Below are 16,219 nucleotides of genomic sequence, written 5' to 3'. Positions count from 1 at the left end.
ATAGCACAGCCTTTGAAAGCCTATACCAAAGCTCCACCTCTGCCAGTGGATCGGGCCCGTGCACTGGTGCTGGCGCGCCAATTTGTTCAGCAACCGTGGCCCGGCGATGCCGCTGACCTGATCGCCCATCTTGGCGCCTTGCAGCTGGATGCGATTCAGGTAATCACCCGTGCCCATTTGCACCAGTTGCATGTGCGCTTGCCCAGGCCCGGTGAAGCCAAGTTGATCCAGATGCTGGAGGCCGCGGAGCGCGAGCGTCGGGTATTTGAGTACTGGTCCCACGCTGCCGCCTATTTGCCCATGCAGAGTTATCGCTTTGCCCGTGTGCGTATGGATCGTATTCGCGAAGGGCAGAAACACTGGTTCGAAAAAAACGTAAAGCTGTGCCGCTTTGTATTGGACCGGATTCGTGCGGAGGGCCCACTAAAGGCCAGCGATTTTGTGCGAGCAAAGGGTGGCTGGTGGAGTTGGAGCGAGGAGAAGAAGGCGCTCGAACAGCTTTTCCACGAGGGCGAGTTGATGGTGAGCCACCGGGAGGGCTTTCAGAAGGTGTTTGATCTACCTGAGCGCCTGCTGCCATCCCAGGTCGAGACGGCAGCGGCGACTGATGCGGACTATGGCCGCTATCTAGTGCGCAGTTTTCTAAATGCACAGGCGTTTGGTCGGGCAAACGAAATGTCGTATTTGCGCAAGCACGACAAGCCATTGATCAATGAGGCCGTTGTGCAGATGAAAAAAACCGGGGAGTTGGTTGAAGTGGGTACGGAGCTGATGCTCGCGGAAGAGTTGGACTGCGAGCCGCCGGGAGTGCCGCGCAAGGTGCGGTTACTGTCCCCGTTCGACCCATTGGTGTTGCAGCGCAAACGCCTGAAGCGGTTGTTTGGTTTTGATTATCAGCTGGAGTGTTACGTACCCGAGGCAAAGCGCAAGTTTGGCTATTTCTGCCTGCCGATCTTGTACCGGGATGGGTTTGCTGGTGTTGTCGACCTGAAGGCGGATCGGGGTGCGAGGCTATTGCGCGTAAAAGCGTTGCACTGGCGTGAGCAACCGCGGGCGGGACTGATGTCTGGATTCAACAAGGCCCTCGCAGACTTCGCCCGCTATCACGGGCTCGCCTGCGAGGGCCTGTAAACTGATGTAGTTATTCGCCGCCGTTGATTACACCTGAACCACGACATAGACCTCGCGGCCATCGCGCTGGGTCGGCATAAAATAGTGGCCGCCGTAGCGGTAGTACTGGATGCCGTTGATCACTTCTGCGGTGTAGCCAACCGGCAGCTCGTTAACCACCTGACCCGGCGAGTAGGCCTGCTGGGTCACACCCACTACCGGGGCTGCTGCCACGGTCGCCACCGGTGCCGGAACCACTACGTAGCGATTCATATGTGGGCGCCACTGGTAGTAGGAGGCGCCGTACTGGTAATACGTTAGCCCGCCAATCTGCACACGCACTGCGCTGCCGGGTAGGGTGAGTACCGCTGCGCCCAGCGGCGCGTTGACCACCACAAAGCCTCGCGGTGCCGGACGGTAGTAGTAACCGCCGGAGTAGTAATAGGGCACACCGCCTACGGCCAGGTTCACGTAACCTGCCGGCAGTATCGGAACCGTCACGCCAACACTGATACGCGGGCCGCGATAACGGGGGCCCCAGTAGCCGCGTCCATAGACCGGACGGTAGCGTGGACCATAGGCCGGAAGGTGGCCGTGGTGATGACCGCGGTGCCCGGGATGAGCCTCCGCAGGTGCGGCAAATGCAAAGGAAAGCAGTGCCGCGAAGCCTGCTCCCAGCAAGAGGTATCTAGCCGCTTTTTTCATGAATTCCCCCGCGAGCGAGTACTTACTATCTGTGCAAATAATAACCGCTTTTGGGGGTTCTTTCTAGCGAAGGACGGCGCGTCATCGTTAAGAATTGTCAGTTCAGCTGGCGTTCAGGTTGCGCTGTACTATGCCCATTAATTTGTACAGCAACTGCGCCGCCCCGAACTCGTAGGCGTGGAAACCGCGGATGGGCGCGAACTCCAGCAGGTCGAAGCCGATGATCTCACGTTGTTTGGCCACGGATTCAAACAGGTTGAGGGTCTGGTACCAGCCGAGACCACCCGGTACCGGGGTGCCGGTGGAAGGGAAGACCGATGGGTCCATGCCGTCGATATCGAGGGTGAAGAACACTTTGCTGGGGAAGTTCTGAGGCAGTTCGATCGATTGGATATTGGTGGGCACCAGTTCGTGGGCGTCCATATAGCCAACCCCATACTGTTTGCGCGCCTCAATTTCTTCTTCGCAGTACGCCCGGATACCCAGTTGATACAGTGGGATGCCCGCTTCACACACCAGGCGCATCACACTGGCGTGACTGTGCTTGTGGCCTTCGTATCGATCACGCAGGTCCGCATGGGCATCGATCTGCACCACGCCGAAGTCTTTAATCCCTGCGTCGAGATAGCCCTTGATAATGCCCCATGTGACCGAGTGTTCGCCGCCGATGCCAACGGGCATTTTGCCGAGCTGCAAAATGTCGCTTGTGGCTTTGGCGATATTTTCCATAACCTGCTCTGCTGGGCCGTTAACGTCCACCGCTTTGCGTGTGTAGATCCCGAGGTCGCAGGGAGACGAAAAATTGTCGAAGGTCTCGAGCTGGTGGGACGCTTCAATGATCGCCGCTGGTCCTTTACCGGTCCCGCCTCCGTAGGAGACGGTCTCCTCATAGGGGATCGGTAGGATATGGAACAGTGCCTCTTCGGGTTTGGGCTGTTCGATTTCGGAACCGAGGAAAATGTTTGGGTCTTCTGTGTGCATTTGGGCTTACCTTGAGGCTCTTTAGTACCTTATGTGGCGGCCAAGCGCCGGGTGTTTGTTTTCAAAACCGCTGTGAATACGTCCCTGTAAGCTGCGTCGGCGCCGTCCATGGCGCCGACGCTTTTGAAAACAAACACCCGGCGCTCGGCCTTCGCATTTTGGTCATGTGCTCCGTAACTCATTAATAAATCAGCTTACGCAGTGCGAGTGTTGGAATTGAAGGGAAGGTACCGGGTACAGATATTTGGGAGCGTCGCAAACAGAATGTTTGCGCCGCAGCGCCCAGGGATGGGTTCACAGGGGGGCGCCTAGCCCGGTCCCGAATATCTGTACCCGGTGCCTTCCCGCCACGGTGTACATAAAAACGGACCCAAGCAAAGTTAGATCATGACAGACGGTTCCTAAAATCTTCATAACCAAACTCTTTGATCATCCGGAGTTCATCCGTATCCGAATTCCACAGTGCAATCGAAGGCAGCGGAATCCCATTAAACGTGTTGGTTTTGACCATGGTGTAATACGCCATCTCTTCAAACACCAAACGGTCGCCGATATTCAATGGCTCGGCAAAGCTGTATTCACCAATTCGATCCCCCGCGAGGCAGCTCTGTCCGCCCAGCAAATAGGCGTGGGGCAATTCCTGCGGCAGGCTGGCACCGGTAATTTCCGGGCGGTAGGGCATTTCGATCACGTCGGGCATATGGCAGGTCGCGGACACATCCAGAATCGCCTGTTGCTTGCCATTCCAGGTTAGATCGATCACTTCGCCTACCAGCACACCACAGAACAGGGCCACCGCTTCGCCGGGTTCGAGATAAACCTGCACATTGTGCTTTTTCGAGAAGCCCTTAACCGCGTCGATTAACGCCTCAACCTGATAATCCCGGCGGGTAATATGGTGGCCGCCGCCAAAGTTGATCCACTCAATCTGTGGCAGCAGATCGCCAAACTTCTTTTCCACCGCCGCAATCGTGCGTTGCAGGGGCTCGAAATCCTGTTCACACAAGGTGTGGAAGTGCAGGCCGCTGATGCCGGTCAGGTCTTCATCTTCAAACAGCGAACGGACTATGCCAAGATGTGAGCAGGGTGCACATGGATCGTAAATTGGCGTGTGGCCTTCCGAGTGCTCGGGATTGATACGCAGGCCAAAGCGCAACTCCGAACGCTTCTTTTGTGCGGCAAGACACATGGGCTTGTAGCGATGCCACTGCGAAAATGAGTTGAATATCACGTGGTGCGCAAACTGAAGAATTTCCTCCAGTTCTTGCTCTTTGTAGCCTGCACTGAAGACATGTACTTCCTTGCCGAGATCCTTGCCGCCGTATTCCTCGAAGCCGAGTTTTGCCTCGTTGATACCACTGGCACAGGTGCCGGACAGGTATTCGACGACGATGTGCCCGACGCTGAACATGGAGAAGGCTTTCAGTGCGGCGAGCACCTTGGCACCGCTGCGCTGTTGCACATCGGCCAGCACTTCGAGGTTATCGCGCAGGGCAATTTCGTCGACCACAAAGCAGGGTGTGGGTACCCTACTGGGGTCGAATTCGCCAAAGTAGTCTCTGCGGGGTGTCAGATCCATATTTCAATTCATCCGCTGGAGTGCGAGAGTCCCGGGCTACGTGAAAGTGCGCCCGGGATGTAAGCGGTGTTCGAATTACAGGAACGGTTTGTCGAGCCAGGTTTCCTGCCACGGCAAACCGTATTTATTCAGGTCGTCCATAAATGGATCCGGGTCCAGCTGTTCCATATTCCATACGCCGGGTTTCATCCACTTGCCTTCCATCATCATTTTGGCGCCGATCATGGCCGGTACGCCGGTGGTGTAGGAAATCGCCTGGGACTTAACTTCCTTATACGCTTCCTGATGGTCGCAAATGTTGTAGACGTAGTAGATCTTGTCGTCACCACCACCCTGCGGGGTGCCCTTGATGATGTTGCCAATACAGGTCTTACCCTTGGTCAGTGGGCCGAGGCTTGCCGGGTCGGGTAGCAGCGCCTTGAGGAATTGAATGGGTATGATCTGCTGGCCCTGGAATTCCACTGGCTCGATGCTGGTCATGCCGACGTTCTGCAACACTTCCAAGTGTTTCAGGTAGCTGGCACCGAAGGTCATCCAGAAACGGGCGCGCTCGATTTCCGGGTAGTGCGTGGACAGGGACTCCAGCTCTTCGTGGTACAGCAAATACAGGTCTTTTTCCCCGATGCCTTCGGGGAATTCGAACACCCGCTTTTCTTCCATCGGCTGAGTGGTAACCCATTTGCCATCTTCCCAGTAGCGGCCATTCGCGGTGATTTCACGAATGTTGATTTCCGGGTTGAAGTTGGTGGCAAACGGCAGGCCGTGGTCGCCGGCGTTACAGTCGAGAATATCTAGAGTCTTGATGCGATCAAAGTGGTGTTTTTTCGCATAGGCGGTAAATACGCTCGTCACACCCGGGTCAAAGCCGCTGCCGAGCAATGCCATCAGGCCGGCTTTTTCAAAACGATCCTGATAGGCCCACTGCCACTTGTATTCGAACTTGGCCTCTTCTGGCGGTTCGTAGTTGGCGGTGTCGAGGTAGTGCACGCCGGTTTCCAGGCAGGCATCCATGATGTGCAGGTCCTGGTAGGGCAGTGCCACATTGATGACCATGTCCGGCTTCACTTTTTCAATCAGCGCGACCATTTCACCAACGTTATCTGCATCTACTTCCGCGGTGTCGATTTTGCGCGGCAGCATATCCGCAATCTTGTCACATTTGGATTTGGTGCGACTGGCGAGGGTGATGTTCTCGAACACTTCTTCAACTTGCGCGCACTTGTGCGCGACCACCTGACCGACACCACCGGCGCCGACAATCAGAACGTTGGCCATTTCTTTCTCCCTGTTCCTGATAGTGGGGAAACCAAAAGTTACTTCTCGAAGTAGGTATATCCGCTCATGCTTGCGGTATAGGTGTGCAAAATATCTTTGCGCTGTTGCGGGCTAATGCGCTTTTCCTTCACTGCGCGCTCCGCCAATTTGCGGAAACGCTCGAACAAATCCTGCGGTGAGTACTCCACGTAACTAAGCACATCGGCAATGCTGTCACCGTGGATTTCGCGGCTGTAATCCACATGTCCATCCTCGTCGATCCGTACACTGACCACATTCGTGTCACCGAACAGGTTGTGTAGATCGCCGAGAGTCTCCTGGTAGGCACCGACCAGAAAAGTGCCGAGGATATATTCCTCGCCTTCTTTCAGTGGGTGCAGCGGTAGCGTTTTGCGCTCGCCCTGGCGATCGATAAAGCGATCGATCTTGCCGTCACAGTCGCAGGTGATATCCGCGATGATCGCCGAACGTGTCGGTGCCTCGTCCAGACGGTGCACGGGTAATAGTGGAAACAGTTGATCAATCGCCCAGATGTCGGGCAGCGACTGGAACACACTCATGTTCGCGTAATAGATGTCGGACAGTACTTCCGGTAGTGCTTCCAAGTCAGCCGGAATCTGGTCGACTTCATCGAGTAGCTTGCGGATTTTTTGTGCGCACTGCAGGAACAGGTTTTCCGCCAGCGCGCGGTCGCGCAGGCTCACCTGACCGTGTAAGTAAAGTGCGCGGATCTCGTCGCGGTAGTAGAGCCCGTCGTTGTAGCTTTCCTGCAGGTTTTCCGGCGCTACGCTCTCCAGTGCTTCCTGCAGGTTCTTCAGCATTGGATGCGCATCGCTGCCGATACGGTCGTCTTCCAGTTCGATGGGCTCGAAGCTGGTGGTATCCAGAATGTTGAACAACAAGACGGATGAGTAGGCGACGGTTGCGCGCCCGGATTCGGTAATGATGACCGGGTGGGTAACGCCCTCGCTGTCGAGGGTCTCCATAATGGCTTCCACCACATCCACACAGTACTCATCCAGAGAGTAGTTCTTGGAGTGGGTGTAGTTGGTCTTGGAGCCATCGTAGTCCACCGCCAGGCCGCCGCCGAGGTCCAGGTAACCCATGGCCGCGCCCTCTTCCACCAGGTCCGCATAGTAGCGACAGGCTTCCAGCACTCCGGTGCGGATATCGCGGATATTCGGCACCTGCGAACCCAGGTGGTAGTGCAATAAGCGCAGGCAATGCAGCATATTGTGATCCCGCAGTTTGTCGACCATCGCAATGAGGTCGTTACTGCCGAGGCCGAAAATGCTGCGGTCGCCGCTGGTGGCGTTCCAGTAGCCGCCCACCTTGCTGGCCAGTTTTACCCGCACGCCAATATTGGGCTCGATCTGCTCGCGCTCGGCGCAGCGAATGATGGTGTCCACTTCCGACGGTGTTTCCACCACGAAAAACACCTGTACGCCGAGGCGCTGTGCCTGCAAACCCAAGTTGATGAATTCCTCGTCCTTGTAACCATTGCAGACGATGAGCGCATCGGTATTGTCGAGGATCGAAAGTGCGGCAATGAGCTCCGCCTTACTGCCCGCTTCAAGCCCATGTCCGAAGCTGCGTCCGGCCTTGGCAATTTCCTCGATCACCTGGCACTGCTGGTTGACCTTGATTGGAAAAACGCCGCGGAACACATTGTTGTAACCGCAACTGTCGATCGCGCTGTGGAAAGAATTGTTGATACGTGCGATTTGTGCGTCGAGCAGGTTTTCAAAGCGCACCAGCAGCGGCATGCCCAGTCCGCGCTCGGTGGCACCGTGGGCAATATCCAGCAGCGACACTGCATGCAATTCGCCGGCGTTATTTTTCACCTCAACCGTGATTTCACCGCTCTGGTTCAGGTTGAAGTAATCGGCGCCCCAGTTGCGGATACCGTAGAGCGCTGCGGAGTCTTCGCAGGTCCAGTTTTCGATCTGTTGTTGCTTCATAGCGCCTGTTAAATTTGGGCAAGTATTGGATGGCACCCGGTGCCGTATTCGGGGCGCGAATCTTGGGGTTTGGTTGTGTGGAAATCAATAAGGAATGAAAAGAAATTGCGGATAAATCAACAAGGTTAAAACTAAATTTTTATTCGGTTTTTTATTCGTTTTTTGTATATCGCCAAAGACTTGTTTTTGTCGCAACGGGTTAGGCGAAAGCCTTGAGTTATTTATAAATAAAAAAGGCGACTCGTGAGAGTCGCCTGGGGAAGTAACCGAATAAATATTCGGTTGTTGGGGTTGGAAATCAGAGGAAGCCCGGGTTGGCCACCACCACATAACCGTGTCTATGGTGGTTCCACTGGTAATAGGTGTCGTAGGCAACAAAGTAGTTCAGGCCATTAAAGCTGACGCTGAATGCGGTACCCGGCAGAGTGCGAACAAAGGCACCTACTGGGGCCTCGGCCACCACGTAGCCGGCACCGTAAGGGCGGTAAAAAATACCGTCGCTGAAGTAGTAGCCCAGGCCGCCAAAACTCAGGCTGACATAGGACGTGGGCAAACGCTTCCAGCGGTAGCCGTAACCAAAGTGCGCCGGGCGCCAGCGATGCTTGTGCGGGCGGTGGTAAGGCCGATGGTGCGGGCGGTGATGCGGCTTGTAGTGTGGCTTGTGACGGGGCTTATTGTGTCCGCGGTAGTCCACATACTGATAGTCCTTGTAGTATTTGCGGTCGTGCTTGCGTGCCTTGCGTTCATGTTTGCGCGCTTGATGTTCATGCCTATCCGCCTTGCGCTCGTGTTTGCGCGCTTCTTGCTTGTGATAGTGCTTTTTGTCTTGGTGGCGATCGTGGCGACGGTTCTGTTCGTCACGCCGTTTGTCGGCGATGTCACGGACCCGGTTGCCGTGCCGCACCTGGTGGTCGCGCTGCTGCATGTGCTTGCGGCCGTGGTCGTTGCGGTGATGGCGGTCGTCCCGGTCGGCCAGGGCGGGCGCTGTGGTCAGCAGCAAGCTGGCGGTGGCAACGGCAGTGATCAGTGTTTTCATGGTCGTTCTCCTCAGCCATCCGTGTGGCTGACTCTGTGGCCTTATGCAAAGGCTTCTCGATAACGTGGGGGTCAGTGTGCCCCCTGTACACTGAATCCTTCCTGAACCGGTTGCAGAAACTTCTCCTGGCGGCAAAAACCGAATGTGACCAATGCTTCTCGATTTGTTCGGTGTCCCCGCGGAAGGTAAGATGCCGCGCAACCAACCACTTGGCGGAACCCCGGCAATGCAAGTTTTTCACCACGTGGCCAGCCTGCGCGAGGCGCTGGCAGAGGCCCGTCGCGATGGCAAAACCATCGGATTCGTGCCTACCATGGGCAACCTGCACGACGCGCACATCGAACTGGTCAATCTGGCCCGCAAGCAGTGTGACGTAGTGGTGGTGTCGATCTTCGTTAATCGCCTGCAATTCGGGCTCAATGAAGATTGGGACACCTACCCCCGTACCATGCAGGCGGACATGGCCAAGCTACGCGCGGCCAACTGTGATTACCTGTTCCACCCGGATGAAGCCGAAATCTACCCCAATGGGATGGACGAGCAGACCAAAGTCATCTGCCCGGCGATGACCGATGTGCTGTGTGGCGCGAGCCGCCCGGGGCACTTTGAAGGCGTGACTACGGTGGTGGCAAAGCTGTTTAACATCGTGCAGCCAAACAAGGCGGTGTTCGGTATCAAGGACTTCCAGCAGCTGGCGGTAATCCGCCGTATGGTGGAAGACCTGTGTATGCCGGTGGAGATTGTTGCGGCACCGGTGCACCGCGAAGACGACGGTCTGGCGATGAGCTCGCGCAATGGTTACCTGAGTGAAGAGGAACGCCCGCGTGTGGCGATTCTCAATCGGTCGCTGAACTGGGTGAGCGATGAGATCAAATCTGGTCGCAAGGATTTCGTAGCGTTGGAAGATGAAGCGCGGGCGAAAATCGAGCAGGCGGGTTTTAAGGTGGACTACTTTTCCATCTGCAATAGCAAGGACCTGCAGCCTGCAGCCCACGACGATAGTGAGATCACAATTCTCGGCGCCATGTACACCAGCGGTGCGCGCTTGATCGACAATGTTTCCTTGAGTGTGTGAAGTCAGGAGTTCGTTAATGCAAATTGAGATGTTGAAAGGCAAGCTGCATATGGCGGCGGTTACCCAGGCGGAACTCTGGTACGACGGCTCCTGTGCGATCGATGAAGATTTGGTTGAACTTGCCGGGCTGCGCGAATTTGAAAAAATCGATATCTACAATGTTTCCAATGGTGAGCGCTTTCACACCTATGTGATTCTGGCGGAGCGGGGTTCTGGCATTATTTCGATGAATGGTGCTGCAGCGCGCCGCGTGCAGGTTGGCGATCGTATTATTATTGCCGCCTATGCACAGATGTCTGAGGCTGAGGCCGTCTCTTTCAAACCCAAGCTTGTTTATTTGGATGAGCAGAATCGGGTTGAGCGTAGTACCAATACTATTCCTGTGCAGATGTCTGAGCCTGTCTGATAATCAGTGGTCCACTTTAGCTAGCCCGGTGGCGGCAGAGCGCCGGGTACTGGCTTTCAGGACCGCTGTGAACCCATCCCTGGGCGCTGCGGCGCAAACATCCTGTTTGCGACGCTCCTGAAAGCCAGTACCCGTCACTCTACCTTCACTTTTTGCATCTCTGCTTCGATTCTAGAGTTTGATCAGGGCACATGTCCGACGAGCAGACAAAGTGCTGGGGATACGTTTTCGAAAGCGTCGGCGACAGGGACGTCGCCGCCGCAGCGCCCAAGGATGGGTTCACAGCGGTTTCGAAAACGTATCCCCAGTGCTTTGTCGCCACCTAACTTTCATAAGGGCGCTGTTGGCCGCTTGTGACCACTAAACCACCTGCCTACCATACTCCCAAACTCAAGGTAGGATTCCACCCATCTCAATGTCATCCCTGACAAACCCCAAAACCAGCGAGCCCCTCGCCTGGGATCAGCTGCTAAAGAGCGGCTGTCGTATCTTCGTTGGTTCCCATGCCGCTGTTCCCGATGCATTAATGGCTGATCTGATTGCCAATAGTCGGGGGTTGAATGACATCGAGGTCACGCAGGTATTTACGCTTTCAGATAATGTCTGGGCAGAACGTAAACACGCTGAGCTGTTTACCATCAATGCCTTGTATATCGGTGGTACCGCGGTGCGCAATGCAGTCGCCGAAGGGCGCGCGGACTATACGCCCACCTTTCTCTCGGAAGTACCAAAGCTGTTTAGCGATCATGTACTACCGCTCGATGCCGCACTGATTATGGTAAGCCCGCCGGATGAACTCGGTTACTGTTCGCTCGGTGTGAGTGTGGATGTAGTGTCATCCGCAGTGAAGCATGCCACTACGGTGATCGCCCAGATTAATCCGAGCATGCCGCGTACCTGTGGCCACACATTTATTCATCGCGATCAGATACACGCCTGGATGACCGAAGATGCTCCCATCCCGGAATCCCCGCCGCCGGACATGGATCAGGCGGTGGAGCAGATCGGACAGTATGTATCCCTGTTGGTAGAGAATGGGGCCACGTTGCAGATTGGCATGGGCAAGATCCACGATGCGGTGTTGCGTTATTTGGGCAATCACAAAGATCTGGGTGTGCATTCGGAAATGATTTCCGATGGCATCGCTCGGCTAATGAAAGGCGGGGTGATCAATAATCGCAAAAAGACCTTCCATAAAGGCAAAACCATAACCGCCTACTGCATGGGATCGCGCGAACTCTACGACTTTGTCGATGGGAATCCTCACGTCGAGCTGTATCCCGCCGAACATGTCAGCTCGCCGGTAAAAATCGCGCGTAATGACAAAATGGTGGCGATCAACAGCGCCATCGAGGTGGACCTCACCGGGCAGGTAGTATCGGACTCGATTGGCCGTCTGCTGTATAGCGGTATCGGCGGGCAGGTGGATTTTATTCGTGGCGCCGCACTGAGTAAGGGGGGCAAACCCATTATCGCCCTGCCATCCACGGCGCGAGATAAAGATGGCAAACTGGTCTCCCGTATTGTTGCTTCCCTTACCCCGGGTAGTGGTGTGGTCACCTCACGTGCCCATGTGCACTATGTGGTAACCGAATACGGTATTGCCTCCCTGCGCGGCAAAAGCGTGCGCGAGCGCACCCTGGAAATGATCCGCATCGCGCACCCGGAGTTTCGCCGGGAACTTCTGGAAAGAGTGCGCGAATTTTACTGGGTGCCGGAATACCAGGAGCAGGCACCCACCACCGTGCCTGAGCTGGGCCCAGTGGACCAGAAACAGTACACCTTTGACGGAATGCGCTATACCTTGCGTCCACTGCGCCCATCGGATGAGCGACGGCTACAGGAGTTCTTCTACACCCACAATAAAGAAACCCTGATGATGCGCTACAACCATCATGTTACGCAGATGTCTCGGGAAAAGTCCTGTAGCCTGGTGAGTGTGGATCAGGGACGAGACCTGGCACTGTGCTTTACCGACTTTGATGGTGAAAGCGAAGTGATTCAGGGAGTGGGGCGTTATTACTACTATCCGGCGGACAACAGCTGCGAAGTGGCATTCGTGATCAAGGAGAGCCGCCGCGGCAAGGGTATTGCCACCACGCTGCTGAAAGAGATGGAAAAGGTTGCACGAGCGCGCGGTATTGCGAAAATGTTTGCCTGTGTGCGCCGCGACAACAAGCCGATGCTCAAAATATTTGAAGCGAACGACTTCACTACCCGTCCCGGTGACTCCATGGATGAACTCTATCTGGAACTGACTCTGTCTGGGAGCAAGGACTGACTATGTCCGCCGTTGGATTCTTCTCTGACCCCGCCTGCCATAAACACGATATGGGCGACGATCACCCCGAGTGTCCCGCGCGTCTGGATGCGATTCAGGATCAGTTACTGAGTAGCGGTATTGAATACGTACTGCGTTTCTTCGACGCCCCGCAGGCAACGCGCGAACAAATTGAGCGGGTACACTCTGCGGAATATGTGGAATCGATTTTTGCACGCGCACCCAGCGAAGGCTTTGAAGTCCTCGACGAAGACACCCGCATGAACCCCCACACTCTGATTGCTGCATTACACGCAGCCGGCAGCGGCGTGGACGCAGTGGACCGCGTTATGCGCGGCGAGATCAATTCCGGATTCTGTGCCGTACGCCCACCAGGCCATCACGCCGAGCGTGACAAGGCCATGGGCTTCTGCCTGTTTAACAATATTGCGATTGCTGCCGAGCACGCGCGAACACAGCATGGTCTCGAAAGAGTTGCCATCCTCGATTTTGATGTGCATCACGGCAATGGTACTGAAGACTTTGCCGCCGGCCGCGATGGCTACCTGTTCTGCTCCAGTTTCCAGTCGCCGTACTACCCGTTTTCTGGTACCGGAGAATTGCCGGCTAATATCATCAACTCTCCGTTGGAAGCGGGCGCTGGTGGTGACGCGCTGCGCGAGATCGTTGCCGAGCAGTGGCTGCCGGCCCTGGAAAAGTTCCAGCCACAGATGTTGTTTATCTCGGCCGGATTTGACGGACATGTCGAAGATGCCATGGCGCAACTGCGTTTTAAGGAAGGCGACTACCTGTGGGTAACCGAGAGGCTGCGGGAGTATGCAGACGAGAACTGTAAAGGGCGGATTGTTTCCGCGCTGGAAGGTGGTTATGCGTTATCTGCACTGGGGCGCAGTGTGGTGGCGCATCTCAAGGGGCTTATAGGTGGCTAAGCGAGCGATCCCCCAAATCTAGGCGCGAAGGTAAAGCGGCGGGATTAGGTTTCGAACCCCAAACCCACCGCTGCACCGTCACTGAGTGGTGTCGGTGGCTACCCGATAACCCAACTTATTCTTCATAAATCGCATAAAACTTCTTAACCGAACCAATGGTTTCCCAGGTTCCCTCAAATCCGGCCGGAATACAGAATGCATCCCCGGTGGTAACCCGCTCACTGTCGCCGTCGGCATCGGTAATGATCGCCTCACCATCAATGATGTAACAGAACTCGTCCTCGCTGTAAGTAAGTGACCACTTGCCGGCGTCGGAAGACCAGATACCACAGAAGAAGTTTTCCTTCTTGTTGGTGAAAAAGTGCTCAGTCCACTGCTGCGGGTTCCCCGCCAGAACCTTCTCCGGTGCCACCACCCCGGACTCTCTCTCCACCTTACCCTCTGCAACGCGCATTAACTTCGCAGTCATACCTACCTCCAGCAATATCAAAATGTGATCACTTTTATTGTCGCCATATTTTGCCTGCTTGCGACAAAAAAGGCACGGGATTCCAGCCAGACGGTGGGAAAGCGCAAAGACGTCAGGCTATGATGGAAGGACAGGATCGGTGACAGCGTTGTCATGCAGCCGCCGCCAGTGGTATAACTTGTCGGGATAGCAGCGACTCGAATATCAGTGACACAGTGCCAATGGCACATTTCTAGTGATAGATGGCTGTGCCACACAACGCGCCGGGTATAGCGATTGCCGGGCGTATCGCTGTGATGTCTGCAGCCAACAGGTCTCAATGAATGAGGCCGTGCAGCATCCCGATAATACTAATAAGGGAGAAAACGATGTCTGAAGTGCACACCTACCCGGTGCCCGAAACCTTTGCCGCCAATACCCTCGTCACCAATGACGACTACCAGCGGATGTACCGCCAGTCCGTTGAGGACCCGCAGGCGTTCTGGTCCCAGCAGGCCAATGACTTCCTGCAGTGGAGCAAGCCGTTCACCAATGTGGTCGAGGAAGACCTGACTAAGGGCCACGCGGCCTGGTTTGCCGACGGCGAACTGAATGTTTCCGTTAACTGTATCGACCGCCACCTGCCAACCCGCGCAGCGCAGACCGCATTGATCTGGGAAGGTGATGATCCGGCCGACAGTAAGAACATCACCTATCAGGAGCTGCACGACAACGTAGGACGCCTGGCCAACCTGCTCAAGGCGCGTGGCGTCAACAAGGGTGATCGCGTGTGCATCTACATGCCGATGATCCCGGAAGCGGCCTACGCCATGCTCGCCTGTACCCGCATCGGTGCAGTGCACTCCGTGGTGTTCGGCGGCTTCTCCCCCGACTCCCTTAAAGACCGTATTCTCGATTCCGACTGCCGCCTGGTGATCACCGCCGACGAAGGCGTACGCGGTGGCCGCAAGGTGCCACTGAAAGCAAATGTGGATAAGGCGCTGGCCAACTGCCCCGACGTGCATACCGCGGTTGTGGTCAAGCGTACCGGCGCCAATGTGGACTGGGACAGCAAGCGCGATATCTGGTACGCAGAATCCGTCGCCGAGCAAAGCACCGACTGCGCCCCCGAACCGATGAACGCGGAAGACCCGCTGTTTATCCTGTACACCTCCGGCTCTACCGGTAAACCCAAGGGCGTACTGCACACCACCGCTGGCTACCTACTGGCCTCGACCATGACGTTCAAGTACACCTTCGATTACAAAGAAGGCGACGTCTTCTGGTGTACCGCAGACGTGGGCTGGATCACCGGCCACAGCTACATTGTTTATGGCCCGCTATGTGCCGGTGCCGTCTCACTGATGTTCGAAGGTGTACCGACCTACCCGGATGCCTCCCGTTGCTGGCAGGTTGTGGAAAAGCACAAGGTAAACACCTTCTACACTGCACCCACCGCGATTCGCGCATTAATGGGCGCCGGCGACGATTTCGTTACCAAGTGCGATCGCAGTTCGCTGAAACTGCTGGGTACTGTGGGTGAGCCGATCAACCCCGAAGCCTGGGAGTGGTACCACAATGTGGTCGGCGAAAATCGCTGCCCGATTGTGGACACTTGGTGGCAGACCGAAACCGGTGCGCACATGATTACCCCGCTGCCCGGCGCGACCGCGATGAAACCCGGTTCCGCGACACGCCCGTTCTTCGGCGTGCAGCCGGCGCTGCTGGATGAGAAAGGCCAGGAAATTGACGGTGAAGGTGAAGGCGCTCTGGTGATGAAGGCCAGCTGGCCAAGCATGATCCGCAGTGTCTATGGTGATCACCAGCGTATGATCGACACCTACTTTTCCACCTTCCCCGGCTACTACTTCACCGGTGACGGCGCGCGTCGCGACGCCGACGGTTACTACTGGATTACCGGCCGTATCGACGATGTATTGAATGTCTCCGGCCACCGTCTGGGCACCGCAGAGATCGAAAGTGCGATCGTACTGCACGAAGATACTGCCGAGGCCGCAGTGGTGGGTTATCCACACGACATCAAGGGCCAGGGTATCTACTGCTATGTGACCCTGAAAAATGGCCGCGAGCCCTCTGAAGAGCTGCGCAAGGAATTGATCAACCTGTGTGTGCAGGAGATCGGTCCTATCGCCAAGCCTGACATCATCCAGTGGGCCCCGGGCCTGCCGAAAACCCGCTCTGGCAAAATCATGCGCCGTATTCTGCGCAAGATCGCCTGTAACGAGTTGGATTCTCTGGGTGACACCTCCACGCTTGCCGATCCTTCTGTGGTTGATGAGCTGGTGGATCATCGCGCGAACAAGTAATTACTTCCCTCCGTCCCTGGGCGTTCTATTGGGCGCCCAGTGGGGGGAACCCGCCCCAGCACTTTCCTTTCCATTCCCGTTGCCACGTTCAAGTTTTACCAGGTCA

The 16,219-nt window shown here is 55.9% G+C and carries 13 protein-coding genes; 6 read left to right on the top strand and 7 right to left on the bottom strand.

What is annotated here, in order from left to right:
* Nucleotides 1–12 precede the first annotated feature (12 nt).
* Entirely contained in the window at nucleotides 13–1,131 is a 1,119-nt protein-coding gene (locus Mag101_RS16165; RefSeq protein WP_077407410.1) for a winged helix-turn-helix domain-containing protein, read from the top strand.
* A gap of 27 nt (nucleotides 1,132–1,158) precedes the next feature.
* On the opposite strand, the gene Mag101_RS16160 is transcribed toward Mag101_RS16165, so the two are convergent.
* From Mag101_RS16160 to Mag101_RS16135, 6 genes are all read right to left on the bottom strand, one after another.
* Nucleotides 1,159–1,815, bottom strand: coding sequence for a DUF6515 family protein (locus Mag101_RS16160; RefSeq protein ID WP_077407408.1), 657 nt, complete (start codon nucleotides 1,813–1,815; stop codon nucleotides 1,159–1,161).
* 102 nt (nucleotides 1,816–1,917) lie between these two features.
* Nucleotides 1,918–2,796, bottom strand: coding sequence for an agmatinase (gene speB / locus Mag101_RS16155; protein WP_077407406.1), 879 nt, complete (start codon nucleotides 2,794–2,796; stop codon nucleotides 1,918–1,920).
* A 385-nt stretch (nucleotides 2,797–3,181) separates the two neighbouring features.
* Nucleotides 3,182–4,375, bottom strand: a complete 1,194-nt coding sequence (nspC, locus tag Mag101_RS16150) for a carboxynorspermidine decarboxylase (RefSeq protein WP_077407404.1) — start codon at nucleotides 4,373–4,375, stop codon at nucleotides 3,182–3,184.
* 75 nt (nucleotides 4,376–4,450) lie between these two features.
* On the bottom strand, nucleotides 4,451–5,650 hold the full coding sequence (locus tag Mag101_RS16145; RefSeq protein WP_077407402.1) for a saccharopine dehydrogenase family protein: 1,200 nt from the start codon (nucleotides 5,648–5,650) through the stop codon (nucleotides 4,451–4,453).
* Nucleotides 5,651–5,688: 38 nt separating this feature from the next.
* Nucleotides 5,689–7,611 carry a biosynthetic arginine decarboxylase gene (speA, locus tag Mag101_RS16140; RefSeq protein WP_077407400.1) on the bottom strand — a complete coding sequence of 641 codons (1,923 nt, stop codon included), beginning with the start codon at nucleotides 7,609–7,611 and terminating at the stop codon, nucleotides 5,689–5,691.
* Nucleotides 7,612–7,909: 298 nt separating this feature from the next.
* The gene (locus Mag101_RS16135; RefSeq protein WP_077407398.1) at nucleotides 7,910–8,647 is read right to left on the bottom strand and encodes a DUF6515 family protein; all 738 of its coding nucleotides are present in this window, start codon (nucleotides 8,645–8,647) and stop codon (nucleotides 7,910–7,912) included.
* Nucleotides 8,648–8,873: 226 nt separating this feature from the next.
* On the opposite strand from Mag101_RS16135, the gene panC reads away from it, so the two are divergent.
* The 4 genes from panC (at nucleotide 8,874) to Mag101_RS16115 (ending at nucleotide 13,338) form a co-directional block, all read left to right on the top strand.
* Entirely contained in the window at nucleotides 8,874–9,722 is an 849-nt protein-coding gene (gene panC, locus Mag101_RS16130; RefSeq protein ID WP_077408394.1) for a pantoate--beta-alanine ligase, read from the top strand.
* A gap of 16 nt (nucleotides 9,723–9,738) precedes the next feature.
* Nucleotides 9,739–10,128, top strand: a complete 390-nt coding sequence (panD, locus tag Mag101_RS16125; protein ID WP_077407396.1) for an aspartate 1-decarboxylase — start codon at nucleotides 9,739–9,741, stop codon at nucleotides 10,126–10,128.
* A 415-nt stretch (nucleotides 10,129–10,543) separates the two neighbouring features.
* Nucleotides 10,544–12,409 (top strand): GNAT family N-acetyltransferase, encoded by a 1,866-nt coding sequence (locus tag Mag101_RS16120; protein ID WP_077407392.1) that lies wholly within the window; start codon nucleotides 10,544–10,546, stop codon nucleotides 12,407–12,409.
* A gap of 2 nt (nucleotides 12,410–12,411) precedes the next feature.
* The gene (locus Mag101_RS16115) at nucleotides 12,412–13,338 is read left to right on the top strand and encodes a histone deacetylase family protein (RefSeq protein ID WP_232325061.1); all 927 of its coding nucleotides are present in this window, start codon (nucleotides 12,412–12,414) and stop codon (nucleotides 13,336–13,338) included.
* 115 nt (nucleotides 13,339–13,453) lie between these two features.
* Here the strand turns inward: Mag101_RS16115 and Mag101_RS16110 are convergent, their stop codons facing one another.
* A complete protein-coding gene (locus Mag101_RS16110; protein ID WP_077407389.1) occupies nucleotides 13,454–13,807 on the bottom strand; it encodes a cupin domain-containing protein in 354 nt (117 codons plus the stop codon).
* Between the two features lie 368 nt (nucleotides 13,808–14,175).
* Between Mag101_RS16110 and acs the strand changes: the two genes are divergently transcribed.
* Nucleotides 14,176–16,113, top strand: coding sequence for an acetate--CoA ligase (acs, locus tag Mag101_RS16105; protein WP_077407386.1), 1,938 nt, complete (start codon nucleotides 14,176–14,178; stop codon nucleotides 16,111–16,113).
* Nucleotides 16,114–16,219: the final 106 nt, after the last annotated feature.

The sequence above is a fragment of the Microbulbifer agarilyticus genome (assembly GCF_001999945.1).
Lineage (GTDB): Bacteria > Pseudomonadota > Gammaproteobacteria > Pseudomonadales > Cellvibrionaceae > Microbulbifer > Microbulbifer agarilyticus_A.
Note: the sequence above shows the minus strand (reverse complement) of the source record. Positions and strands in the feature narration are given on the sequence as shown.

Bases quoted from the DNA above. Each gene is read 5' to 3' on its own strand.
- nspC (WP_077407404.1), bottom strand. From the start codon at position 4,375: ATGGATCTGACACCCCGCAGAGACTACTTTGGCGAATTCGACCCCAGT.
- acs (WP_077407386.1), top strand. From the start codon at position 14,176: ATGTCTGAAGTGCACACCTACCCGGTGCCCGAAACCTTTGCCGCCAAT.
- Mag101_RS16135 (WP_077407398.1), bottom strand. From the start codon at position 8,647: ATGAAAACACTGATCACTGCCGTTGCCACCGCCAGCTTGCTGCTGACC.
- speB (WP_077407406.1), bottom strand. From the start codon at position 2,796: ATGCACACAGAAGACCCAAACATTTTCCTCGGTTCCGAAATCGAACAG.
- Mag101_RS16110 (WP_077407389.1), bottom strand. From the start codon at position 13,807: ATGACTGCGAAGTTAATGCGCGTTGCAGAGGGTAAGGTGGAGAGAGAG.
- panC (WP_077408394.1), top strand. From the start codon at position 8,874: ATGCAAGTTTTTCACCACGTGGCCAGCCTGCGCGAGGCGCTGGCAGAG.
- Mag101_RS16115 (WP_232325061.1), top strand. From the start codon at position 12,412: ATGTCCGCCGTTGGATTCTTCTCTGACCCCGCCTGCCATAAACACGAT.
- panD (WP_077407396.1), top strand. From the start codon at position 9,739: ATGCAAATTGAGATGTTGAAAGGCAAGCTGCATATGGCGGCGGTTACC.
- Mag101_RS16120 (WP_077407392.1), top strand. From the start codon at position 10,544: ATGTCATCCCTGACAAACCCCAAAACCAGCGAGCCCCTCGCCTGGGAT.
- Mag101_RS16145 (WP_077407402.1), bottom strand. From the start codon at position 5,650: ATGGCCAACGTTCTGATTGTCGGCGCCGGTGGTGTCGGTCAGGTGGTC.
- Mag101_RS16160 (WP_077407408.1), bottom strand. From the start codon at position 1,815: ATGAAAAAAGCGGCTAGATACCTCTTGCTGGGAGCAGGCTTCGCGGCA.
- speA (WP_077407400.1), bottom strand. From the start codon at position 7,611: ATGAAGCAACAACAGATCGAAAACTGGACCTGCGAAGACTCCGCAGCG.